The sequence below is a fragment of the Methylomarinovum caldicuralii genome (assembly GCF_033126985.1).
In the GTDB taxonomy this organism is placed as follows: Bacteria; Pseudomonadota; Gammaproteobacteria; order Methylococcales; family Methylothermaceae; genus Methylohalobius; species Methylohalobius caldicuralii.
In genome coordinates, this window is record NZ_AP024714.1 from 2,453,123 (window position 1) to 2,477,300 (window position 24,178).

Consider the following 24,178-nt stretch of genomic DNA (forward strand, 5'->3'; position numbering starts at 1 on the left):
AATAAATCGAACGATCATGAAGGGCGGTTTGGGATAGAATCCCACCGAATCGCCTTCCCACGGACGCCTTATGTTACAGAAAATCCTCATCGCCAACCGCGGTGAAATCGCCGTCCGCATCATCCGCGCCTGCGCCGAAATGGGCATCCTGTCGGTGGCCGTCCATACGGATGCCGACCGCCACGCCCTGCACGTCAAGAAGGCGGACGAGGCCCACAGCGTCGGCAGCGATCCCCTGGCGGGCTATCTCAACCCCCACCGGCTGGTCAACCTGGCCCTGGAAACCGGCTGCGACGCCATCCATCCCGGCTACGGCTTCCTGTCGGAGAATGCCGAATTCGCCGAGATCTGCAGCCGCCGCGGCATCCGCTTCATCGGCCCGCCGGCGGAAGTGATCCGGCGCATGGGCGACAAGACGGAAGCCCGCCGCACCATGCAGCAGGCCGGCGTCCCGGTGATTCCGGGCAGCGAAGGCAACCTCGCCGGTCTCGACGAGGCCCTGCGCCTGGCGGAGACGATCGGCTATCCGGTGATGCTCAAGGCCACCTCCGGCGGGGGCGGCCGGGGCATCCGCCGCTGCAACGATGCCCAGGCGCTGCGCCAGAATTACCAACGGGTAGTGTCCGAGGCCACCAAGGCCTTCGGACGGGCCGAGGTGTTTCTGGAAAAGTGCATCGTCGATCCCCGCCACATCGAAGTGCAGATCCTGGCCGACCGCCACGGCAATGTGATCCACCTGTTCGAACGCGACTGTTCCATCCAGCGCCGCAACCAGAAGCTCATCGAGATCGCCCCCTCCCCCCAGCTCGACGACGAACAGCGCCGCACCGTCTGCGAGCTGGCCGTCAAGGCGGCGCGCGCGGTGGGTTACGAAAACGCGGGGACGGTGGAATTCCTCTTCGACCGGGACGGCCGCTGCTATTTCATGGAAATGAATACCCGGGTGCAGGTGGAGCACACCATCACCGAAGCCATCACCGGGGTCGACATCGTCGAGGAGCAGATACGCATCGCCTCCGGCCTGCCCCTGTGCTACCGCCAGGAGGAAATCCAGCGCCGCGGCTATGCCATGCAGTTCCGCATCAATGCGGAAGACCCGCGCAACGATTTCCTGCCCAGCTTCGGCCGCATCACCCGCTATTACGCCCCCGGCGGCCCCGGGGTCCGCACCGACACCGCCATCTATACCGGCTACGACGTCCCGCCCTACTACGACTCCATGATCGCCAAGCTCATCGTCTGGGCCATGAGCTGGGATGACGTCATCGCCCGCGGCCGCCGCGCCCTGGACGACATGGAAATCAGCGGCATCAAGACCACCCGCGCCTATTACCAGCAGATTCTGCGCAGCGAAGCGTTCCAGCAGGGCCGCTTCGACACCGGTTTCGTCGAACGCCACCCGGAACTGCTGCGCTATTCGGAAAAACGCGACAAGGCCCACGTGGCCACCGCCATCGCTGCGGCCATCGCCGCCCATGCCGGACTATGAAGGAGCAACATCCATGAACCGCGTTCAGATCACCGAACTGGCCCTGCGCGACGCGCACCAATGCCTCCTAGCCACCCGGGTCCGCACCGAAGACATGCTGCCCATCTGTCCTCAGCTGGACCGGGTCGGTTTCTGGTCCCTGGAGTGCTGGGGCGGGGCAACCTTCGACGCCTGTCTGCGCTACCTCAAGGAGGATCCCTGGGAGCGGCTGCGGCAATTGCGCCAGGCCCTGCCCGACACCCGGCTGCAGATGCTGCTGAGGGGCCAGAACCTGCTCGGCTACCGCCACTACGCCGACGACGTGGTGGAGGCCTTCGTTGATAGGGCGGCGGCGAACGGCATGGATGTCTTCCGCCTGTTCGACGCCCTCAACGACCTGCGCAATCTGGAAACCGCCGTCGCCGCGGTCAAGCGGGCCGGCAAACACGCCCAGGGGGCGCTGTGCTACACCGTCAGCCCGGTACACAGCGTGGAAGGCTTCGTGGCCCAGGCCCGGGAACTGGCACGCATGGGCTGCGACAGCATCGCCATCAAGGACATGTCGGGATTGCTGACCCCGGCGGTCACGGCCCGCCTGGTCAGAGACATCAAGGCTGCGGTGGACCTGCCCTTGCACCTCCACTCCCACGCCACCTCCGGCCTGGCGGCGATGTGCCATCTCAAGGCCGTCGAAAGCGGCATCGACCACATCGACACCGCCATTTCCTCCCTGGCCGGCGGCCCCAGTCATCCGCCCACCGAAAGCCTGGCCGTCGCCCTGCGCGACCTGGGCAGGGACCCCGGCTACGACCTCGCGCTGCTGGAGGAAATCGCCGCCTACTTCTGGAGCGTACGCCAGAAATACCGCCGTTTCGAGCCGGAATACGTCGGCCCCGACCCCCGGGTCCACATCCATCAGGTGCCCGGCGGCATGATCTCCAACCTCTACAACCAGTTGAAGGAACAGGGATCGCTCGACCGCCTCAAGGATGTGCTCGCGGAAATCCCGCGGGTGCGCAAGGATCTGGGCTATCCGCCCCTGGTCACCCCCACCTCCCAGATCGTCGGCACCCAGGCGGTCATCAATGTCCTGGCGGGCGAACGCTACCAGACCATCACCAACGAAGTCCGACGCTATCTGCAGGGCGGCTACGGCAAACCGCCGGGGCCGGTGAACGAGGAGCTGCGCCGCCGGGCCGTGGGCAACGAGGAAATCATCGAATGCCGGCCGGCGGATCTAATCCCCCCGGAACTGGAAACCCTGCGGCGGGAGATCGGCGAACTGGCCCGCAGCGAGGAAGACATGCTGACCTACGCCCTGTTCCCGGACGTGGGACGCCAGTTCCTGACCCAGCGCGCCCAAGGCACCCTGGAGCCGGAACCCATCGAACCGCCCGCCGAAACCGCCGCCCGGGCCGCCCCGACCGAATTCAACGTCCACCTCCACGGCGAGACCTACCACGTGCGCGTCACCGGCGCCGGTCCCCGCCAGCAGGCGGAACGTCACTTCTATCTGGTGGTGGACGGGGTGCCGGAGGAGGCGGTGATCGAAACCCTCGACGAGGTGGTCCTCGGAGGCGGCACCGAGGGCGCAGTGCCGCGACGCCTGAGCAGCAAGCGTCCCAAAGCCGCCGGCGAGGGCGACGTGACCCTGTCGATGCCGGGAAACATCGTCGAGGTCCTGGTCAAGGAGGGCGACACCGTGCAAGCCGGCGACCCGGTCCTGATCGTCGAAACCATGAAAATGGAAACCGAGGTGCAGGCCCCCATCGGTGGCACGGTCACCGCCGTGTACGTGCAGAAAGGCGATGCGGTGACGCCCACGGAAACCCTGCTCCACATCGAGCCCTGACCCGGTCATTCGGGCGGCGCGCCGGTTTCCAGAACCGCCTGGGAAATGACCTGGATCGCCGGGTGGCTCGAGCGCTGCGTCAGAGAAATGGCGTAAAAGCACTCCTCCACCTCACGGGTGCGCCCGACCACCTCCACCTGGTGCTGGCGACAGATCTCCGCCTCGACCAGGGTCGGGGCGCAGAAGATGCCCACACCCGCCTGGCCGAACACCTTCATCAGGGCGCTGTCGTCGAATTCGGCCACCACCTGGGGATGGATCCCCAGGGTTTCGAACCAGCCCAACAGGCGTCCGCGGATCACCGCATCGGCGGTCGCCATCAGCATCGGGGCACCGTCCAGGGAGCGGGGGAAACCGCGGCGATGGCGGCGGACCAGGTCGCCGCGGGCGAGAAAGCTGACACCACAACTCCCCAGCCGGCGGCTTTCGGCGCGCACCGGCGATTCCGAGGTCAGCGGCCGGTCGCTGAGCACCAGATCGAGGCGACGGGCGGCCAGGCCCGCGGCCAGCTGCGCCATCCCCCCCTCGTGGCAGTGGATGCGGAACGGCTCCTCCAGCATCAGGAGCGGACGCAGCAGGCGGTAGGCCATCAGCTTGGGCAGGAAATCGGTGACGCCGACGTGAAAATGCCGGGGCTCGACCGTCACCTGACGCCGCACCACCTCGGCCATCTCCTCCCCGAGCGAGAAAATCCGGTCCGCGTAACGGAACACCGTGCGCCCCGTGTCGGTCACGGTCAGTCCCCGCCCCTCGCGCTGCAGCAGCTTGACGCCGAGGCGTTCCTCCAGCGCCTGAATCTGGCTGCAGATGGTCTGCGGCGTGACGTGAAGGCGCTCGGCGGCCCGGGTCAGGCTGGACTCCTGGGCGGTGACCCAGAAATAATGCAGGTGCTTGTAATTCAGCTGCACTTTAAATTTGTCTCGAAACGACAGGCAAGCAAATTCGAATTTTAACCGAGAAACGTTATTGTTAGTCTTCAATATGGGACGATTCCACCGAGGAGGAAGACATGAAACCCGCTCCCTGGACCTCTGACAACGAAGACGACTTCAGCATCTGGCGCAATCTGAAACACGACATTCCCGCCGGCATCGTCGTCTTCCTGGTGGCGGTGCCGCTTTGCCTGGGGATCGCCATGGCCTCCGGCGCGCCTCTGTCCTCCGGCATCATCGCCGGCATCGCCGGCGGCCTGGTGGTGCCGCTCATCAGCCGCTCGGCCCTGGGCGTGTCGGGGCCGGCGGCAGGTCTTACCGTGATCGTGTACGAGGCGATCCAGAACCTGGGCTTCCAGCCTTTCCTGCTGGCGGTGATCCTGGCCGGGGTGCTGCAGATCGGCTTGGGATTGCTGCGGGCCGGCATCGTCGGCTATTACTTCCCCTCGGCGGTGATCTCGGGGATGCTGGCGGGGATCGGCCTCATCATCATCCTCAAGCAGATCCCCCATGCCGTCGGTTACGACAGCGACTGGGAAGGGGACATCGCCTATCAGGAGCCCGGCGGTGAAACCACGCTGCACGCCCTGGTGGACATGTTCGGCGCCTTCCACCTGGGTGCCACCGTCATCGCCCTGGTCTCCTTGGGGATCCTGATCCTGTGGGAACAGGGATTCATGAAACGCCAGCGCATCTTCCAGCTCATTCAAGGGCCCCTGGTGGCGGTGATCACCGGCGCCCTGCTCCACCTCGCCTTCCGCCACTGGGCGCCGGATCTGGCCCTGGATCCCAGGCATCTGGTGCAGCTTCCCCTGGCCAACGGCATCGAGGGCCTGAGGGAATTTTTCACCCTTCCGGATTTCGGCGCTTACGATCAGAAGGCCATCTACACCACCGCCGCCGTCATCGCCGTGGTGGCCAGCATCGAAACCCTGCTGTGCGTCGAAGCCACCGACAAGCTCGATCCCTTCAAGCGCGTCACCCCCACCAACCGGGAACTGATCGCCCAGGGCGTCGGCAACATGGCCTCCGCCCTGGTGGGCGGCCTGCCCATCACCCAGGTGATCGTGCGCAGCTCCACCAACATCATCGCCGGCGCCAGGACCCGGGCCTCCGCCTGGGTCCACGGCATCTGTCTGGCGGTGGCGGCGCTGCTGCTGCCCCACTGGCTCAACCAGATCCCCCTGGCGACGCTGGCGGCGATCCTGTTGGTGGTGGGCTACAAGCTGGCCAAGCCGGAACTGTTCCTGCAGTTCTACCGCCGGGGATGGTACCAGTTCGCGCCCTTCGCGGTCACCGTGGTGGGGCTGGTGTTCACCGATCTGCTCACCGGCGTCGGCATCGGCATGGTCACGGCGCTGTTCTTCATCCTGCTGGAACACTACAAGTGCGGCGTCTATCTGCACGAAAGCCACGAGGACGGCCGCATCGTCCTGAGACTGTCGGAGCAGGTCACCTTCCTCAACAAGGCCAACCTGCTGCGCACCCTGGATCGGATCCCGCCCCATGCCGAGGTGATCATCGACGCCTCGGCCACCCGCTACATCGACCACGACGCCCTGGAGATCATCGAAAACTTCAGCGCAGAAGCGGCCGCCAAACACATCAAGCTGACCCTCATCGGCCTGCCTGGCGCAGGCGACGAACCACACACCTCGGAGGAACGCCATGCAACTGCTGAAACATCTGTTTGACAACAATCGCCGCTGGGTCCAGAAAATCGAGCATGCCAATCCCGGTTTCTTCGAACGCCTGGCCCAGGGACAAGCGCCGGAGTACCTGTGGATCGGCTGCTCCGACAGCCGGATTCCCGCCAACGAAGTGGTGGGGCTGATGCCGGGGGAACTGTTCGTCCACCGCAACGTCGCCAACCTGGTGGTCCATTCCGACATCAACCTGCTGTCGGTGCTGCAGTACGCCGTGGACGCCCTCAAGATCACGCACGTGATCGTCTGTGGCCACTACGGCTGCGGCGGCGTGCTGGCGGCGATGCAGGGCGAACCCTTGGGATTGATCGACAACTGGCTGCGCTACATCAAAGACGTCTATCAGCACAACGCCGAGCTGCTCGACGCTCTGCCGGCGGCGGAACGGGCCGACCGCCTGTGCGAATTCAACGTCATCCAGCAGGCCGCCAACGTCTGCTACACCAGCATCGTCCAGGACGCCTGGCGCCGCGGCCAGCCGCTGACCGTCCACGGCTGGATCTACAACCTCAAGGACGGCCTGCTGCGGGACCTGGACGTCTGCATCAGCGGCCCGCAGCAGCTGCCGCATATCTACCAGCTGGGCGCCAGGATCGATTAAAGCGCCTGCCAATGGCACAAGGCGGGCGATCTGGCTATTATTGAAAGGTGTCCCTCTCAAGGTGGCCCCTGATGCGCAGATTGCTCGCAGCCCTCTTATTCCTGCCCCCGCCGCTTCTAGCCGCCCCGCCGGCGGAAGACGAGTATGAGACGCTGTTCGCCGACATTCCCAGCGTCTTGACCGCGGCCCGCCACCTCCAGCCGGCCAACGAAGCACTGGGGGCGGTGGACGTCATCGACGCTGGCCAGCTGCGCCGCTTCGGCTACCGCACCCTGGCCGAGGCACTCGCCAGTCTGCCGGGGTTCCAGATGGTCTTCAACCGCAGCTATCAGCGCCTGGCGAGCCGCGGTTTCTTTACCCCGGGCGACTACAACACCCATATCCTGCTGCTGATCGACGGCCATCGCGTCAATGAAAGCCTGCAGGACTACGCCGGCCTCGGCAGTGACTTTCTGCTGGACCTGAACGACATCGACCACATCGAAGTGGTGCGCGACCCCGGCTCGGCCCTGTACGGCAGCAGCGCCTATTTCGCCGTCATCAACGTCATCACCCGCAGCGCCGCCGAGGCGCCCGCCGCCCGGCTCGAAGGGCGCGCCGCCAGCCTGGGGCGTTACGGAGGCTACGTCAGCGCCGCCGTGCAGGCACCGGAGCGGGCGCTGAGCGCCTATTTCTCCGCCAGCCGCTGGAGCGAGGACGGCCGCCGGGTGCTGGATTTCCCAGGCCTGCCCAAGATCCGGGAGGCCGACGGCGCCGACGGCCGCCGCCTGTTCGCCAAGCTGGCGTGGCGCGGCTGGACCCTGTCGGGCGCTTACATGCAGCGCGACGAGGAACACCCGGACTACACCCTCCGCCCGCCGGTGGTCAGCGACTACAAGGACCGCCGCGCCTATGCCGACCTGCGGGGCGAACACGACCTGGGGGGCTGGCACACCACCCTGCGGCTGTTCTGGGACCGCTACGAATTCAACGGCCGTTACCCCTTCTCGCCGACCAACCGGGATCTGTGGCACGGCGAGTGGGCCGGCGCCGAAGCCCTGGCGCAAAGGGATCTGGGCTCCGACCATCACCTGCTGCTGGGCGGGGAATTCCGCGGCAACTACCGGCAGCAGATGGACAACTTCGACCAAAACCCCAAGACGGTCTGGGCCAGAAACCGCCTGCGCAGCAGCTTCTTCGGCTTTTTCGCCCAAGACGAATGGCGCCTGGGCCCCGACCTGACCCTCCAGTTGGGCCTGCGCGTCGATCACTATTCCCACACCGACGACACCCCCTTAAGCCCCCGGGCCGGTCTGATCTATCGCCCCCGCCCGGAAACCGCCCTCAAGCTGCTCTACGGCCGCGCCTACCGGGCGCCGAGTCGGTTCGAAGCCAGCTATACCTGCTGCCAAGGCATCTGGCTGCCCAACCCGAATCTCAGGCCGGAGCATATCCACACCCTGGAGGGCATCTGGGAACAGCAATGGGGCCAGGGGTTGAGCAGCCGGCTGGCCGGCTATTTCTACCGCGCCGAGGACCTGCTTCAGCAACAAGAAATCAGTGGCAGTGTCGTGCAGTATCGCAACGGCGGCACGGCGGTGGCCACCGGTTTCGACGCCAGCCTCGGCTACCGCCGCGCCGGCTTCGACGCGATGGTGGGTTACAGCTTCCAGAATCTGGAGGACGTCCACGGCCGGCGCTGGCCCCACAGCGCCCGCCACCTGCTCAAAAGCCGCCTGGCGGTGCCCTTGTGGCGGGAGAAGCTGTCCGGCGCCCTGGAAATCGACTACACCGGCCCCCGCCCTGTTGGCGACGGCCGCAGCACCGGGGACGTGGTCTTGATGAACCTGACCCTGAGCAGCCAGGACCTGCTGCCAGGGCTGGATTTGGACTTCGCCCTGTACAATCTGCTCGACGATCATTACCGCGATCCCCCCGCCGCACCGGTCATCCCGGCGGAGATCCCCCAAAACGGACGCACCTTCCGGGTGCGGGTAGGGTACCGCTTTTGAGGACGCTGCTTTTCGTCTGCCTGCTGTGGGCGGGCGCCGCCATGGCCGCCTGCCCTCAAGAGGAGGTGGCGGTGGTGCCCGCCCACGACCGCCCCCCTTACCTGGAGACCACCGGAGCCTTGATGGCAGCCCTGGCGCAACAGGGCATCGCCGCGCATATCCATCCGCCGGAAGCGCTGCAAAACGGCGTCTGCCCCAAACTCTGGGCCGCCCTCGGCAGCCGGGCGGTGACCGCCGTCCGCCGCTATGATGCCCACACCCCGCTGGTCGCCGGCCTGATTCTCGACCGCCGGCTCTTGCAGACATCGCAACCGGCCACCGGCGTCCTGCTCCCCCACCCGCCGCAGCGGCTCTGGCATTGGCTGCGGTTATTGTTTCCCACGGCGCGTCACATCGTCCTGCTCCATGCCGACAGCGATCCGGCGCGGCTCGCCGCCATCGCCCGCCTGGTCCGCCAGGCCCGGTTGCGGCTGACCTTGCTGGCCCTGGAGGTCCCGCAGGGGAACTTTGCGAGGCTGCAATCCTTACCGGCGGACGCCGACGTTCTGTGGATCGACGGCCAGGCTTTCACCCCGGACATCGCCCGGGCGATCCTGATGGCCGCCTATCGGCGGCGCATCCCCGCCGTGGGTCTGTCGCGCCAATGGGTCGAAGCCGGCGCCGCTTTCGCCCTCGACTGGGATTACCGCGATCTGGGCGCGCAGATCGCCGCGCTGATCGCCCGCTGGTGGCGCACCCCCCAAAGCGATCCACCAGTGCCGCAGCCGCCCAGGCGCGCCATCCTCGTGCTCAACCGCGAGGTTCTACACCACCTTGGCCGCCGGATCCCGAAAAACCTGCCCCCGGAAACCGTACTGCTGCCATGAAACGTCTCTGTCTTACTTTCACCACCCGTTTCAACCTGTTCCTGGCGGCCATCATCCTGGTAAGCGGCCTGGGCACCTCGTTGGCACTGACCTGGAAAGACCTGCGGCAGGAATACCGGGAACTGCAGCGCCAGGGCCGGATCCTGACCCGGCTCGCCGCCGACAACCTCCGCTATCCCCTGCTCGTCGGCGACCGCACCCACGCCGCCGAGGTGCTGGAAAGCTTCCGCGGCCTGCCCCAGCTGGCCGCCATTCAGGTCTTCGACGCCCGCTGCCGTCTCTGGCTCCAGCCCCCCCATCCCGCCCCCTCCCGCTGCCCGCCGTCCCGCTACATCCCTGCGATGTCCGAGCTCTGGCGCTCTGCGCATCCCTTCATGGTAGTTTCCCTGGCCATTCCGACCAACACCGCCGTGGGGGAACAAGCGCTGTTTCTCGAATCCGGGCCCGCCTCGCAGCCCCTGGGATACGTCGCGCTGGTTTTCGACCTCGAAGGCTTCCGCACCCGCTTTCTGACCTCCGCCCGGGATTCGCTGTTCGTGACCCTGGCGTTCCTGATCCCCATCCTGGCCATCTCCTCCTACCGCAGCCGCCGTCTGACCCGTCCCCTGGAGAGGCTCCACGATGCTTTGGCGAACCTGCCCGCAGCGAAACCCCAGCCCCTCGAGGTCAGCGCCGACATTCCCGAAATCCGCCTTCTGGAGGCGCGTTTCAACGCGGTGCAACAGCAGCTGGCGGAATACCACCAGGATCTGGAAAGGCTGGCGTTTCGCGACCACGTCACCCAGCTGCGCAACCGCACCTGGCTGCAAGAGCAGCTGCCGGCGCTGCTCCGTGAGGCCTGCCAGGGACAGGGCTCGCTGGCGCTGCTGTTCCTCGACCTGGACCGCTTCAAACTCGTCAACGACACCCTGGGCCATGCGACCGGCGACCAATTGCTGCACACCATTGCCGCCAGGTTGCAAGGCCACCTGCGCGACCGCGACATCCTGGTGCGCCTGGGGGGCGACGAATTTTTGATTCTGCTGCCCAATCTGGCGTCCGCCCGGGAGAAGGCGGAACACCAGGCCAAAAGCGCCGCGGCCAAACTCATCAAGGCGTTGAAGCAGCCCCTGCGGATCGCCGGTCACCAGCTGCGCGTCAGCTTCAGCATCGGCATCGCCCTCGCCCCCCATGACGCCGAGGATGCCGATACCCTGCTGCGCTTCGCCGACATCGCCATGTACGCCGCCAAGGATGCCGGCCGCCAGACTTTCCGCCTGTTCCGCCCGGAGCAGGCCAAGACCGGCCGGCGCCGTCTGGCCCTGGAGGCGGCGCTGACCGAAGCGGTCGAACGCCAGCGTCTGCAATTCTTTCTCCAACCCCAGATACAGGCCGATGGCGGCTGCGTCTGCGGCGCCGAAGTCCTGCTGCGCTGGCGACACAAGGACGCCTGGATATCGCCGGCGGAGTTCATCCCCCTTTTGGAGGAGACCGGCCTGATCGTCCCGGTGAGCGAATGGCTCGTTCGCGAGGCGTTAGCGCTGAAACGCCGCTGGTTGCAGCAGGGCTTGTGCGGCAAGGGGTTCCGCCACCTGGCGGTCAACATCTCCCCGGTCCAGCTGTGGCGCGAGGATTTCACCGCCCGCATGCTGGCGATCATCCGCGAGTGTTCCCCTGACGGCGAGCTCGGCCTGGAGCTGGAGCTGACGGAAAGCGCCCTGGTGCAGCCGAGTCAAGCAGTGCTCGACGGCTTCGAGCAACTCAAAGCGGCCGGCGTCCGTTTCGCCATCGACGATTTCGGCACCGGCTATTCCAATCTCGCCTATCTCAAACGCTTCCCCCTCGACGCCATCAAAATCGACCAGTCTTTCGTCCGTGACTGCATCGAGGATCCTGCCGACGCCGCGCTGGTGACGGCGATCTGCGCCATGGCGCGGGGATTGGGATTGACGGTCGTTGCCGAGGGAGTCGAAACCGAGGCCCAGGTCGAATTCCTGCGGCGGCAGCACTGTCAGATCTATCAAGGCTATCTGTTCGCCCGTCCCATGCCCCCCGAGGAATTCGAGCGTTTCCTCAAGACACAAGCGATCCCCTGTCAGGTGGAATAAGGCGAGCGGTTCTCGCTCAGACGCACCCAGCCGACGACGATGCGGTAGGTCATCCACAAAAGATCGGCGATGAGGATCATGTAGCCCACCATCCACACCAGCGCCGCCGCCCCCAGCAGGCCCCAGAGCAGGCTGTACCAGAAGGTGGCGATCTGCCAGCGGAAATGCTCGGCCACCCAGGTACCTTCGGCCTCATTGCGTTTCAGATAGGCGACGATCACCGCTGCGATGTAACTGATGCCGACGAGAAAGCCCAGGGCCTGCAGGGCATAGACGATGGCGGCCCATTTGCGGGCCTCGGCGGTCTTGGGGTCGAGGGTGTCCAAGGGTTGGTTCATGACGGTTCTCCTCCTCGTTTTCGCAGTTGGCGGCGCCAGGCGGCAAGGCGTCCGGGGGTGCCGATGTCGGACCAGGCGCCCTGATACACTTCCCCGCTCACCCGCCCTGCCGCCGCCGCGCGGCGCAGCAGCGGGGCGAGGGGGAAACGACCGGGACGGCAGCCTGCGAACAAAGCCTGACGGTAAACCCCGATGCCGCTGAAGGTATAACGGCGCATCCCTTCCGGCAAGACCCGCCCGGCCTCCAGGGCGAAATCCCCCGCCGGATGGTGGGGGGGATTGGGCACCAGCACCAGGTGGGCCAGAGCGTCCCCGGCAGGAAGGGCGCTCAGGCGGGCGAAAGGATAATCGGTGCCCAGATCGCCGTTGACCACCAGGAACGGATCCGACAGCTGCGGCAGCGCCTGGAAAATGCCGCCGCCGGTTTCCAGCGCGGCCTCAGGCTCGGGGGAATAGGCGATGTCCACCCCGAAGGCGGACCCGTCCCCCAGCGCCTCGCGGATCTGGGCGCCGCGATACCCCAGATTGACCACCAGATCCCGGAAACCGGCCCGGGCCAGCGCTTCGATGAGGTGGACGATCAACGGCTTGCCCGCCACCTCGACCAGCGGTTTGGGAAGGCGGTCGGTCAATGGCCGCAGTCTTTCCCCCCGGCCGGCGGCGAGAATCATCGCCTTCACAACCGGGCCTCCACCTGCGGCAGCACAGTGGCGGCAACGAAATCGCCCAGGGGGGCCAGGGCCGCATCGCCCCGGCAGGCGGCCGCCACATAGCGCAAGGTGCGGGGAATGTCCTTGAGATAGCCGGGCTTGCCGTCGCGCAGCCACAGGCGGACGAAGATGCCGGCGGCCTTGAGATGACGCTGGATCCCCATGCGGTCGAACCAGCACCGCCAGGTGGGGGCGTCCACCGCCAGCCCGGCGCGCGCCAGGCGGCGGCGGTAATCCTCGGCCCAGAGGGCGACCCGCTCGGGCGGCCAGGCCACGTAGCAGTCCCGCAGCAGCGACACCGCATCGTAGGTCACCGGGCCGACAACCGCGTCCTGAAAGTCCAGCACCCCAAGGCCGCCTTCGTCCAGCACCATCAGGTTGCGGCTGTGATAGTCCCGGTGCACGACCACCCGGGGCTGCTGCAGGGCGCTTTCGACCAACACTTCGCAGGCCCGCTCCCACAGCGCCGTATCCAGGGGAAGATCGAGCCAGCGTCTGAGCAGCCACTCGGGGAAGATCGCCAGTTCCCGCCGCAGCAACGCCCGGTCGTAGCCGGGCAGAGCGGCCGTCTTCGGATCGAGGCGGGTCTGCAGCCGCAGCAGGGTGGCGAGGGCGGCGCCGTACAGTCCGTCCACCGATGCGGCGTCGAGAGCCTGCAGGCAGGTGCGGTCGCCGAAGTCCTCCAGCAGCAGGAAACCGCGCTCGAAATCCTGCGCCAGGATCTGCGGCACCCGCACCCCGGCCCGGCCCAGCAGCCCGGCGACCGCGGCGAAACGCTGCGGCGATTCGGGCGGCGGCGCGTCCATGACGATCCAGCGCCGCCCGTCGCCGTGGAGGCGGAAATAGCGCCGCCGGCTGGCGTCCCCCGCCACCTGCGTCCAGTGGGTGAAGGCCACCGGCGCCCAGGCCAGCAGCGCCTCGAGACGCGCATCGGCCGTCTGCGCCGGTGACCGTGCTAGAATACGAGCAATTTTCAATGCCTGCACCCCGTGCTTGTCCCACTCGCTTCTGCCACACCCTAACAAAATGCCACGTCAACGCAAGGGAAAGCCCGTCTTCTCATTCACATCGCTGGCATTGGGACTGTTGACAGCGGCGGTCGCCGCGGAGGAAGGGGCGGCGACATGGGACTGCCGCAGCGTCAACGGCCAGTGGGTCTGCAGCGGTCGGCCCCAGGCCCCCCTGCCGTCCGCTCCGCAAGAACGGACAGCGCCGGCGGACACGGCGACGGCCCGCGCCGCTTCTTCCTCCACCCAGCCCCGGAAATTACCGCCCCTGCGGGTCGGCAAAGTGGGGAAGCTGCCGCCTGCGCCGCAGATCGCACCGCAACAGGTTCCCGAAGGCTGGACCTGCCAGGCCGACGACCGCGGCGGCTGGCGCTGCAAACTGGTCGGCGTCGAACCGGCCGGCAAACCCCGTCTGGCGAAAGTCCAGCAGCAACCGCGCCGGCCCTGGCTGCGTCCGGCTTTCTCCGCCGCCGACGAATCCGTCTTCAAGACCCTGGTGCGCCTGCTGCCGGAAGATCCCTGGCAGCGTTACTGCGCCACCGGCAAGGCGGCCCTGGGCGACCGCCCGCCGACCCGCCCCGAGGGGCAGCCGCTGGATCTGGAAGCCGACTTCAGCCGCTCCCTGGCGGAAGACCTGGTCTATTTCTCCGGCAACGTCAAGGTAAAGCGCGGCGATCAGCACTTGTGGACCGATGCGTTGCTCTACGACGGCAAGGCCGGCATCGTCAACGCCTGGGGCAACGTGATCTACGAGGAGAACGGTTACCTCTTCGCCAGCGACAACGCCTGGCTGGACCTGGAACAGGGCCGGGCGCGCATGAATCATACTCACTTCATCCTCGGCCCGGTCCCCGCCCGCGGCACCACCGCCCGCAGCCGCTTCGAGAGCGAAACCCTGTCGCGCCACCACCAGGTGGCCTACACCACCTGCCCCATCGGCAACGACGACTGGGTCATCCACGCCCGCGATCTCAAGCTCAACCGCGAAACCGGCAAGGCCTCCGGTCACCACGTCTGGCTCGAATTCATGCGAGTGCCGCTGTTGTACTCGCCCTATTTTTCCCACACCATCGATGACCGCCGCATCAGCGGCTTTCTGACCCCCAGGATCGGCGTCTCCAACGCCCGCGGCTTCGATTTCAGCCTGCCCTATTACTTCAATCTCGCCCCCAACTACGACCTGACCCTGACACCGCGGATCCTGTCCAAACGCGGCTTTCTAGGCGGGCTGGAATTCCGTTACCTGCTGCGCCACAGCCAGGGACGGCTGGCCGGCGAGATTCTGCCCTACGACCCGGTGCTCGGCAAAGCCCGCGGCCAGGCTGCCTTCTACAACCGTACCCAGCTCACCCCCCACTGGAGCGCCCAGGCCGATCTGCGCTACGTCTCCGACAAGCATTACCTGAACGAGCTGGGCAACAACCTCTCCATCGCCTCCAGCCGCCAGCTCCACAGCGAGGTCAAGACCGAATACCGCCAGGGGGACTGGTATTTCATGACCCGCGCCGACAACTGGCAGACCGTCGATCCCAACATCAGCTCCAGCGACAAACCCTACCGGCGGCTGCCGCAGGTTGTCCTCAACTACGATCACGGCTTCACCCCGTGGCTGCGCTCCGGCTGGCAGAGCGAATTCGTCTTCTTCCAGCACGAAGACCGCACCGACGGTCACCGCCTGCATCTGCGCCCGCGGGTACAGATGCCGTGGCGTCATGCCGCCGCCTTCGCGACCCCTTCCCTGGCCTTCGACTACACCCGCTACTGGCTGCCCGGGAAGGGCCGATCCCTTTCCCGCGCCCTGCCGGTCGCCTCCCTGGATACCGGCCTGTTCTTGGAGAAGAACTGGGGCGGGGCGCTGATCCAGACCTTGGAGCCACGGCTGTTCTATCTCTACATTCCCTTCGACGATCAGCGTGACATCCCGGTCTTCGACACCAGCCGCTACGACTTCAACTTCAGCCAGCTGTTCCGGGAGAACCGCTTCAGCGGCTGGGACCGCCTTGGCGACGCCAACCAGATTTCCTACGCCCTCACCTCCCGTTTCCTCACCGCCGACGAAGGCGCGGAACGTTTGCGCCTCAGCGCCGGTCAGATCTACTACTTCCGCGATCGCAAGGTGACCCTGCCGGGGCAGGCGACAGAAACCCGCAACACCTCCAACATCGTCGGTGAACTGGATCTGTTTCCCAACCGCCTGTTCTCGCTGCGCTCCGGCATCCAGTGGGACCCTTACGACAACCAGATGGACCGCGGCGAGGCCATGCTCCAGTACAAGGACAGCGACGACTACATCGCCAACCTGAGCTACCGCTTCCGCCGCGACCGCCTCAAGATCGTCGACGGCTCGTTCCGCTGGCTGCTGTTCCAGGGACTGCACGCGGTCGGACGCTGGCAGTACTCCCTGCGCAACGCCATCACCCTGGAAAGCTTCCTGGGGGTGGAGGCCGAATCGTGCTGCTGGCGGGTGCGGGTGATCGGCCGCCGCTTCGTGCGCGACGTCAACCGCAAGACCGAAACCGCGGTCTTTGCCCAGCTGGAGCTGAAAGGGCTCATCAGCCTGGGCAAGCACGTCGACCGTTTCCTGCAACGCAACATCCGGGGCTATGGCTTCGAAGACTGACACCATGCGCCATTTCTTGATTCTTTTTTTCCTGCTGTGGACCGCCGGGGTCCACGCCGAACCTCTCGACCGCATCGTCGCCGTCGCCGAGGACGACGTGATCCTCGAAAGCGAACTGGAACGCCAAACCGGCACCATCGTCCGCCAGCTGCGCGCCCAGGGGGCGCCGTTGCCGCCGCCTTCGATCCTGCGGCGCCAGGTGCTCGAACGCATGATCCTCCGCAGCCTGCAATTGCAGCTGGCCAAGAAGGCCGGCATCGAGGTGGACGACGAAACCCTGCGCCAGGCCCTGCTGGATCTGGCCCGCCGCAACGGCATGGATCTGGACGCCTTCCGCCAGGCGGTGGAGAACGAGGGCATGGACTATGCCGCCTTCGTCGAGAACCTGCGCGAAGAGCTGATGCTCAAGCGTCTGCGGGCCAGCCAGGTCAATTCCCGCATTCAAGTGAGCGAACGGGAGATCACCCACTTTCTGGAAACCGAAGCCCAGAGCGACCCGCTGCAGGCCAGCGAATACCGCCTCGGCCACATCCTCATCGCCACCCCCGAAGCCGCCTCGCCGCAGGTCATCCAGAAGGCACGGGAAAAAGCCGAGCGCCTGGTGGCGGAACTGCGCCAGGGCCTGGATTTCCACCAAGCCGCCCTCACCCTGTCCGACGGCGCCCAGGCGCTCCAGGGCGGCGATCTGGGCTGGCGCAAGCTGGACCAGATCCCCACCCTGTTCGCCGAGCTGGTGCCCAAAATGCAGAAGGGCGAGATCGCCGGGCCGATTCGCAGCCCCAGCGGCTTTCACATCATCAAACTGCTGGATCTTAAGGGGGGCGAGAAGCATCTCGTCATCGAGACCCACGTGCGCCACATCCTCATCAAGCCCAATGAAATCGTCGACGACGCCGAGGCCAGACGGCGCCTGAACCTGATCCGCCAGCGCATCGAAGCCGGTGAGGATTTCGCTGCCCTGGCCCAGGCCTATTCCGACGACACCGCCTCGGCGGTCAAGGGCGGCGACCTGGGCTGGATCACCGCCGATGCCGTGGTCCCGCCCTTCGCCGAGGCCATGAACCGGCTCAAGAAGGGGGAAATCTCCGAACCGGTGCAGACCCCCTTCGGCTGGCACCTCATCCAGGTGCTCGACCGCAAGCAGCGCGACGACACCCCGGAATACCGCAAACAGCGCGCCCGCGAGATCCTCACCCGGCGCAAGATCGAGGAGGACACCGAACTGTGGCTGCGCAAGCTGCGTGACGAGTCTTATGTGGAAATCCACCTTGACTGAGAACATTTGTCTAACGCCAGGGAGGGGCGCCCCGGGCCTGAATGCAGGGATGAATTTCGGCCCGGCAGCCCCTTTCCTGCCTCAGGAACGGTATGCCGATGCCCGGTGAACCCCATCTGGCCCTGACCTATGGCGAGCCGGCGGGCATCGGCCCGGATCTGTGCCTGCTCCTCGCCCACCAACCGTTGCCCTGCCGCCTGACGGTGCTGGGTGACCCCGGGGTGCTGCGCCGGCGCGCCCGGCAGCGGGGGCTCGAGGTCACGATCCACGCAGGGCAAGCCGGCGGGCGTCACCGCCCCGGTCGGCTGCAGGTATTGCCGCAGGCCGCGGCCGCGCCGGTGACGCCGGGACGGCTGAATCCGGTCAACGCCCGCCACGTCCTCGGGCTGATCGAAACCGCCGTCCGCGGCTGCCTGGAAGGCCGCTTCGACGCCCTGGTCACCGCACCGGTTCACAAGGGCGTCATCAACGAGGCCGGCATCCCCTTCAGCGGTCATACCGAATTCATCGCCGCCCTCACCGGCGGCCAGCCGGTAATGTTGTTGGCCACGACCCTGCAGGACTCGGGCCGCCCCCTGCGGGTCGCCCTGGCCACCACCCATCTGCCGCTGCAGGAGGTGCCCCGGGCGATCACCCACGAGCGGCTGCGCCGGGTGCTGACCGTGCTCCACCACGACCTGCGCACCCGCTTCGGCATCCAATCCCCGCAAATCACCGTCCTCGGCCTCAACCCCCACGCCGGGGAAGGGGGGCACCTGGGGCGGGAGGAAACCGAGGTCATCGAACCGCTGCTTGCCGAGCTGCGCGGCCAAGGCATGCAATTGACCGGCCCCCTGCCGGCCGACACCGCCTTCCTCCCCGAACGGCTGGCGCGCAGCGACGCCTTCCTAGCCATGTACCACGACCAGGGGCTGCCGGTGCTCAAATTCGCCGGTTTCGGCCGGGCCGTCAACATCACCCTGGGGTTGCCGGTCATCCGCACCTCGGTGGACCACGGCACCGCCCTGGACAAAGCCGGCGGCGGCGACATCGACTGCGGCAGTCTCCGGCAGGCCGTTCTCAGCGCCATCGATCTGGCCCGCCATGCACGCCCCGCCTAGACCGCGAAAGCGCTTCGGCCAGAATTTCCTCCAGGACGGCCGGGTCATTCAGCGCATCGTCACCGCCCTTGATCCCCGCGCCGACGACCACGTGGTGGAGATTGGCCCCGGCCGCGGCGCCCTCACCCGCCACCTGCTGGACCGCTGCCGCCGCCTTGAGGTGGTGGAGATCGACCGCGATCTGGCGGCGCTGCTGCGGGAGAAATTCGCCACCGCCGCCAACCTGGTCGTTCACGAGGCCGACGCCCTCGCCTTCGACTTCAGCGCCCTGGCCGCCCCAGGAGAGCAGCTCAAAGTGGTCGGCAATCTACCTTACAACATCTCCACCCCGCTGCTGTTCCACCTCTTCGGCCAGCAGGCGGTGATCTCGCAAATGCTGTTCATGCTGCAGAAGGAAGTGGTCGAACGTCTGGCCGCGGTCCCGGGCAGCAAGACCTACGGCCGCCTCAGCGTCATGACCCAGTACCACTGCCGCATCGAAAAGTGCTTCAACGTCAAGCCGGCCTGCTTCCAGCCGCCGCCCAAGGTAATGTCGGCCGTGGTCCGCCTGACGCCCCACCCCCGGCCGCCGGTCGGGGTGGGCGCTTACAGCGTCTTCGAAACCGTCGTCGCCAAAGCCTTCGGCCAGCGCCGCAAGACCCTGCGCAACGCCCTGCGCGGGCTGCTCGAAGCGGACGCCATCGCCGCCTGCGGCGTCGATCCTGCGGCCCGGGCCGAAACCCTGCCCCTGGAGGCCTTCGCCGCCCTCAGCCGCACCCTGTACAGCCTCGCCCCCCTTAAGCGATAATGGCAGTCTGTCATTCAGCTTCAGGCCCCCATCGATGAAGAAAATCCTGATCCCGTTTCTGACCGCGTTGCTCCTGGTCGGCTGCGCCAGCGAGGAACGCAACCGGTTCGAGCAGCAACTGGCCGCGCGCCTGGCGACTGACCCCGATCTCAAGGACTACAACCTCGATCCCAACGAGGTGGCCGAATGCGTCACCAGCGAGATCGCCAAAACCCTGCCGGGCTTCCGCGGCACGGCGGCGCGCAAACCCTACTGGGAGGCCTATGCCGCCTTCGAGAGCGCCCGCACCAGCGACGAGGCCCTGGCGGCCATCAAAAAGTATGCCGATGTCTTCGGTTCGGAGCAGAAGGCCAGCGCCGCGGCCATGGAGATCACCCAGTACATCATGTTCTGCATGGGCAAGTTGATCGAAACCGCCCACCCGGCGGAAGAACCCAAATCGTAAGGAGGGAACCATGCGTATCCTGCATGCCATGATCCGGGTCGGCGACCTGGAGCGGTCGCTGCAGTTCTACACCGAGGTGCTCAAGATGAAGCTGCTGCGCCGGAAGGATTATCCGGAAGGCCGCTTCACCCTCGCCTTCGTCGGCTACGGCGACGAGGCCCACGACACGGTGCTGGAACTGACCTACAACTGGGACACCCACGAATACGATCTGGGCAACGGCTTCGGCCACATCGCCATCGAGGTGGATGACGTGTATCAGGCGGTGGAGGAAATCCGTGCCAAGGGCGGCAAGATCGTGCGCGAGCCGGGCCCGATGAAACACGGCAGCACCATTCTGGCTTTCGTCGAGGACCCGGACGGCTACAAGATCGAGCTGCTCAGTCCCCAGCGGCAGGACTGATCCTAAATCAGGAGGTAGGGCGGGCGGACGTGCTGCCAGCGGGACGCTGTGAATCCATCCATGGACGCTTGATACTCGGCCATCCAGGCCGAGTGCACCCGCTGGCAGCACGTCCGCCTACCCTGACAAGCGCCGCAATCATCCGCTGTCATCCTGCGGGAGGGGGCTGGGAAGGGTCTGGCAGCGGCCAGGGAGGGCCGCTCCGGGCCTAAATTCATGGACGAATTTCGGTCCGGCAGACCCTTCCCAGCCCCCGGAAAAGCAATCGTTAGGTGGCAGGATCATCCTTCCGCCCCCTTGAAAAAATTCCGCCTGCCTCCATATAGGTTCACGCACCACGAACAACCTGAAACCCAAGGAGGCAAACCATGGCATTGGTACCCCGTTACGAACCGTTTCAACTCCTGAACCAACTCCAGCGCGAACTGGAACGCACCTTCGGCGCGCTTCCGGGCGGCCTGACCCGGCCGGAAGGCGAGGTTCCCGCCGAGGTGGAATGGGTCCCCGCCGTCGACATCAAGGAGGAACAGGACCGCTACATCGTCCAGGCTGACCTGCCGGGCGTCAAACCGGAGGACATCGAGGTCACCTTGGAAAACGGCGTCCTGACCATCAAGGGTCAGCGTATGACCGAAGCCAAGGAAGAGAAGGAAAACTACCGCCGGATCGAACGCATCTACGGCAGCTTCTTCCGCCGCTTCGTGCTGCCGGAAACCGTGGATGAGGAAAAGATCGAAGCCCAATACGACAACGGCGTCCTCACCCTGGTGATTCCGAAAAAGGCAGAAGAAGCGCCGAAGAAAATCGAGGTGAAAGTCGGCGGCTGATCCAGCGCCTTTCGCTTAAAGACAAAGGCCGGCACTGCCAAGCGGTGCCGGCCTTTTTTCGTATATAATTTCCCCGTTTTTTCTGCCGAAAAGCGTGACTTTCGTGACTTCGCCGCTTTCCCGTCTTACCGATCTGCTCCAGTCCGTGCTCGAACGTCAGGTCCCCGCCACCGGCCTGGGGGCGTTTCGCATCGGCTACGGGCTGGTGGCGCTGCAGGAAATCCTGTTTCTGATCCATTTCCGCCCGCTGATCTTCGACGAGCTCCCCTATCTGGATCAGGGCCCGCCGATGATCGCCTTCTTTCTGCCCCTCTGGGCCCTGGCCGCCTTGGGGTTGACCCTGGGCTGGCACACCCGCCTGTGCGCGGCGGTCAATTACCTCTTCTGGGTCCTTTTCACCGCTTTCACCCCCATGTGGCGGGACTTCGACGGCGGCTTCGACCAGATGATGATCTCCTCCGGGCTGCTGCTGATCTTCCTGCCTTCGGAACGGGCCCTGTCCCTGGACCGCCTGCGGCTGGCGCTCCGCTATTCCGTCCCCGGCCATCGTTACGAGCCGCCGCGCACAGTGCCGGTATGGGCCTACTACGCCCCCCTGCTCATCACCCTGGCGCCGCTGTACTTCGATTCCGCCATCCACAAGCTGTTCTCCGAGCACTGGCGCAACGGCCTCGGTCCCTGGCTGCCGTCGTCGCACCCCTACTACATCTCGCCGCTGGATCTGAGCTGGCTACTGGACCTCGAATGGCTGCAGAAGGCCATCGGCTACACCGTCATCGGCTTCCAGTTCGTGTTCCCGTTCCTGTTCTGGCACCCCCGTTTCCGGGTGCCGCTGCTGGTGCTGGGGGTGCTGTTCCACGGCGGCATCACGATCTCCTTCAACATCTACCCCTTCGGTCTGGGGATGCTGGTGCACTATTTCCTCATGGTGCCGCTCTCGTGGTGGCGCAGGCTGGGGGAATGGATCCGGCTGCCGGAACCACGGCTGAAGGTCTATTACGACGGCCTCTGCCCCCTGTGTCTGCGCACGGTGATCGTGGTGGAGCACTTCGACATCCGCCGGGCGGTGCGCTTTCTCGACCTCCAGACCCATGCGGCCGCCGAAGCAGCGCTGGCGGACCTGAGCGAAGATCAGCTGCTCACCGACCTGTACGCGGTGGACGCGCAGGGACGGCGTTACCAGGGCGTGGATACTTACATCCAGATTCTGGAGGCGCTGGGTTACACCCGCCCCCTGGGATGGCTGCTGCGGCTGCCGGGGATCCACCCGCTGGCCCGGCGCCTCTATCGCCGCATCGCCGACAGCCGCCGCCGCTGCGATGCCGCCTGTCTCGCCCCGCCCAACCTGGAACCGGGGCCGCTCGCCCAGGCCTGGCAGGACTTCCTGGGCTCGCCCCGCAGGAAGGCGGCCCGCCTGGCCAGAGTCTTGGTGTTCCTCGGTCTGCTGCAGCTCAACAGCACGGTCCACTACGGCCTGCTCCATCGCCTGGGCTGGGAGGGCATCCTGGGGCCGGTAGCCCCGGTGAGCAACCTGCTGCTGTCGTTCAGTCACGCCTTTTTCGGCATCACCCCCCACGCCCTGTATCTAGCCGACCACTTCAAGGGCTACGAAACCCTCTTCGCCCTCACCTGGCTCGATGCCCAGGGGAGGGAGCACTGGCTGCCCTTCGTCAATCGGGAAGGCCGCCTCCTGACCCCCAACTGGGGCCGGGTGCACTCCATGTGGGCCAATGTGGCCGTGACCCCGCGCCTGTCGGCTTACCGGCTGGAGAAATTCGCCACCAGGGTGATCGCCTTCTACGGCACCCGGCTGGGGCTGGATCTGGAACGCACCCGTTTCCGCCTCAAGGCCAAATCCATCCGCATGCCGGCCCGGTGGGAGAAAGGGCTTCGGGACTGGAATCTGCGCCAGCCGTGGCACGATGCCGGCGAGCTGGTGTGGAAGCACGACCGCGGCCGGCTGGAACTGTGGGAACCGCTTCCGGTCAGGAACGCTTATTCGCCGCCCCGGAATCCTTAGCCTCGGCCCCCTCTTCCTCCAGGCGTTTCTTGCGCTGCTGGGACTGGTGCAGGACGCCGGCGCCCCAGATCCCCCAGGAGACGGTCTTGATCATCAAAAGCGGCAGGGCGATGGTCTTGAGCCCCCAGATCACCACCGCCAGGGCGCCGGCCCCGGACAGGCTCCAGGCGCAGATCCCCGCCGGGCCGCCGATCAGCACTTTCAGGGACAGACGCTTGCGCAGCGCCCGCCAGTAGCCTCGCAACCGTTCCTTCATCGCCATTCTCGCCGCCGTGCCGGGCGATAATGGCGGAATCGTCATGGAATTGCAACAATCGATCATGGTCACTTCGACTGGCGCCCACCACTGAAATTCCCCCTTGATTCCGGCGCCGCCGACCCGCATTCTTAACAGCAGGCACGACGACACAGGAACCGCCATGGATCTGGACACCCTCAAAACCTGGCTGCGGCGACAGAACCCCCTGCTGCTGGGGCTGGCCGGCAGCGCCCTGGCGGTGGGACTGATCGTGGCCCTGCTGGTGGCCTTCGACTGGCACGACGAAGTGATCCGCTGGCTGCAATGGATCGACCGGCAGGGCCTGTGGGCGCCGCTGCTGTTCATCGTGTTGATGGCCCTGGTGGTGGTCCTGCTGCTGCCCGGGGTGTTCTTCACCATCGGCGCCGGCTTCGTGTTCGGGGTGGTCAAGGGCACCGTGTACGTGGTCCTCGGCACCACCCTGGGGGCGGCGATCGCCTACGCCATCGCCCATCGCTTCTTCGGCGAACGGGCCGCCCGCTGGCTGGCGCAGCGTCTCCACCTCAAGCTGATGGCCGAGGAGATGATCGAGCGCGGCTTCCAGATCGTCCTGCTCAGCCGGCTGGTGCCCTTTTTCCCCGGCAAGCTGGCCAATTACTTCTTCGGCCTCACCGGCGTGCGCTTCAAGGATTTCGTCCTCGGCACCCTGATCGGCATCGTGCCCTTCAGCCTCCACAACGTCTGGCTGGGAGCGATGGCGGCCCTGGGACTCAAGGGCGTCACCAGCCCGCTGCAGTGGGGGCTGTACCTGCTCGGGTTCGGCGCCACCGTGGCCTTGATCTTCCATCTCCAGCGCATCGCCCGCGACGCCCTGGAAAAATACCGACAGGAGGGTTCGCGCTGA

21 protein-coding genes are annotated in these 24,178 nt (G+C 66.1%); 16 read left to right on the forward strand and 5 right to left on the reverse strand.

What is annotated here, in order from left to right; genetic code table 11:
• The first annotated feature begins 70 nt into the window (after positions 1-70).
• Both MCIT9_RS12415 and oadA read left to right on the forward strand, forming a co-directional pair.
• The gene (locus tag MCIT9_RS12415; protein WP_317705190.1) at positions 71-1,489 is read left to right on the forward strand and encodes an acetyl-CoA carboxylase biotin carboxylase subunit; all 1,419 of its coding nucleotides are present in this window, start codon (positions 71-73) and stop codon (positions 1,487-1,489) included.
• Between the two features lie 13 nt (positions 1,490-1,502).
• A complete protein-coding gene (oadA, locus tag MCIT9_RS12420) occupies positions 1,503-3,320 on the forward strand; it encodes a sodium-extruding oxaloacetate decarboxylase subunit alpha (RefSeq protein WP_317705191.1) in 1,818 nt (605 codons plus the stop codon).
• Between the two features lie 5 nt (positions 3,321-3,325).
• Here the strand turns inward: oadA and nhaR are convergent, their stop codons facing one another.
• The gene (nhaR, locus tag MCIT9_RS12425; RefSeq protein ID WP_317705192.1) at positions 3,326-4,228 is read right to left on the reverse strand and encodes a transcriptional activator NhaR; all 903 of its coding nucleotides are present in this window, start codon (positions 4,226-4,228) and stop codon (positions 3,326-3,328) included.
• Positions 4,229-4,329: 101 nt separating this feature from the next.
• Between nhaR and MCIT9_RS12430 the strand changes: the two genes are divergently transcribed.
• The 5 genes from MCIT9_RS12430 to MCIT9_RS12450 all read left to right on the forward strand — a co-directional run bounded on the left by MCIT9_RS12430 (position 4,330) and on the right by MCIT9_RS12450 (position 11,503).
• A complete protein-coding gene (locus tag MCIT9_RS12430; protein WP_317705193.1) occupies positions 4,330-5,946 on the forward strand; it encodes a SulP family inorganic anion transporter in 1,617 nt (538 codons plus the stop codon).
• Positions 5,921-6,559, forward strand: a complete 639-nt coding sequence (gene can / locus MCIT9_RS12435) for a carbonate dehydratase (protein WP_317705194.1) — start codon at positions 5,921-5,923, stop codon at positions 6,557-6,559. Before MCIT9_RS12430 ends, can begins: the two co-directional genes overlap by 26 nt.
• 71 nt (positions 6,560-6,630) lie before the next feature.
• Positions 6,631-8,550: a TonB-dependent receptor plug domain-containing protein gene (locus MCIT9_RS12440; RefSeq protein WP_317705195.1), complete on the forward strand. Its 1,920-nt coding sequence runs from the start codon at positions 6,631-6,633 to the stop codon at positions 8,548-8,550.
• Positions 8,547-9,416: an ABC transporter substrate binding protein gene (locus tag MCIT9_RS12445; protein ID WP_317705196.1), complete on the forward strand. Its 870-nt coding sequence runs from the start codon at positions 8,547-8,549 to the stop codon at positions 9,414-9,416. Before MCIT9_RS12440 ends, MCIT9_RS12445 begins: the two co-directional genes overlap by 4 nt.
• On the forward strand, positions 9,413-11,503 hold the full coding sequence (locus tag MCIT9_RS12450; protein WP_317705197.1) for a putative bifunctional diguanylate cyclase/phosphodiesterase: 2,091 nt from the start codon (positions 9,413-9,415) through the stop codon (positions 11,501-11,503). The genes MCIT9_RS12445 and MCIT9_RS12450 overlap by 4 nt, the downstream gene beginning before the upstream one ends.
• Here the strand turns inward: MCIT9_RS12450 and MCIT9_RS12455 are convergent.
• From MCIT9_RS12455 to MCIT9_RS12465, 3 genes are read right to left on the reverse strand one after another with little or no spacing between them, the layout of a single operon-like run.
• Positions 11,491-11,841, reverse strand: coding sequence for a hypothetical protein (locus tag MCIT9_RS12455; RefSeq protein ID WP_317705198.1), 351 nt, complete (start codon positions 11,839-11,841; stop codon positions 11,491-11,493). The genes MCIT9_RS12450 and MCIT9_RS12455 overlap by 13 nt on opposite strands.
• Positions 11,838-12,521, reverse strand: coding sequence for an N-acetylmuramate alpha-1-phosphate uridylyltransferase MurU (murU, locus tag MCIT9_RS12460; protein WP_317705199.1), 684 nt, complete (start codon positions 12,519-12,521; stop codon positions 11,838-11,840). Before murU ends, MCIT9_RS12455 begins: the two co-directional genes overlap by 4 nt.
• On the reverse strand, positions 12,518-13,528 hold the full coding sequence (locus tag MCIT9_RS12465; protein WP_317705200.1) for an aminoglycoside phosphotransferase family protein: 1,011 nt from the start codon (positions 13,526-13,528) through the stop codon (positions 12,518-12,520). Before MCIT9_RS12465 ends, murU begins: the two co-directional genes overlap by 4 nt.
• A 100-nt stretch (positions 13,529-13,628) precedes the next feature.
• On the opposite strand from MCIT9_RS12465, the gene MCIT9_RS12470 reads away from it, so the two are divergent.
• The 8 genes from MCIT9_RS12470 (at position 13,629) to MCIT9_RS12505 (ending at position 23,036) form a co-directional block, all read left to right on the forward strand.
• Entirely contained in the window at positions 13,629-16,178 is a 2,550-nt protein-coding gene (locus MCIT9_RS12470) for an LPS-assembly protein LptD (RefSeq protein WP_317705201.1), read from the forward strand.
• Positions 16,162-17,454: a peptidylprolyl isomerase gene (locus tag MCIT9_RS12475; protein ID WP_317705202.1), complete on the forward strand. Its 1,293-nt coding sequence runs from the start codon at positions 16,162-16,164 to the stop codon at positions 17,452-17,454. The genes MCIT9_RS12470 and MCIT9_RS12475 overlap by 17 nt, the downstream gene beginning before the upstream one ends.
• 92 nt (positions 17,455-17,546) lie before the next feature.
• Positions 17,547-18,554 (forward strand): 4-hydroxythreonine-4-phosphate dehydrogenase PdxA, encoded by a 1,008-nt coding sequence (gene pdxA / locus MCIT9_RS12480; RefSeq protein ID WP_422880182.1) that lies wholly within the window; start codon positions 17,547-17,549, stop codon positions 18,552-18,554.
• Entirely contained in the window at positions 18,538-19,341 is an 804-nt protein-coding gene (gene rsmA / locus MCIT9_RS12485; protein WP_317705204.1) for a 16S rRNA (adenine(1518)-N(6)/adenine(1519)-N(6))-dimethyltransferase RsmA, read from the forward strand. The genes pdxA and rsmA overlap by 17 nt, the downstream gene beginning before the upstream one ends.
• A gap of 34 nt (positions 19,342-19,375) precedes the next feature.
• Positions 19,376-19,786: a putative periplasmic lipoprotein gene (locus MCIT9_RS12490; RefSeq protein WP_317705205.1), complete on the forward strand. Its 411-nt coding sequence runs from the start codon at positions 19,376-19,378 to the stop codon at positions 19,784-19,786.
• 10 nt (positions 19,787-19,796) lie between these two features.
• Positions 19,797-20,189: a lactoylglutathione lyase gene (gene gloA / locus MCIT9_RS12495; protein WP_317705206.1), complete on the forward strand. Its 393-nt coding sequence runs from the start codon at positions 19,797-19,799 to the stop codon at positions 20,187-20,189.
• A gap of 368 nt (positions 20,190-20,557) precedes the next feature.
• Entirely contained in the window at positions 20,558-21,016 is a 459-nt protein-coding gene (locus tag MCIT9_RS12500; protein WP_317705207.1) for an Hsp20/alpha crystallin family protein, read from the forward strand.
• 94 nt (positions 21,017-21,110) lie between these two features.
• Positions 21,111-23,036, forward strand: coding sequence for a DCC1-like thiol-disulfide oxidoreductase family protein (locus tag MCIT9_RS12505; protein WP_317705208.1), 1,926 nt, complete (start codon positions 21,111-21,113; stop codon positions 23,034-23,036).
• Here MCIT9_RS12505 and MCIT9_RS12510 read toward each other — a convergent pair.
• Entirely contained in the window at positions 23,002-23,457 is a 456-nt protein-coding gene (locus MCIT9_RS12510; RefSeq protein ID WP_317705209.1) for a hypothetical protein, read from the reverse strand. The two genes, MCIT9_RS12505 and MCIT9_RS12510, sit on opposite strands and share 35 nt — an antisense overlap.
• Between MCIT9_RS12510 and MCIT9_RS12515 the strand changes: the two genes are divergently transcribed.
• On the forward strand, positions 23,456-24,178 hold the full coding sequence (locus MCIT9_RS12515; RefSeq protein ID WP_317705210.1) for a TVP38/TMEM64 family protein: 723 nt from the start codon (positions 23,456-23,458) through the stop codon (positions 24,176-24,178). The two genes, MCIT9_RS12510 and MCIT9_RS12515, sit on opposite strands and share 2 nt — an antisense overlap.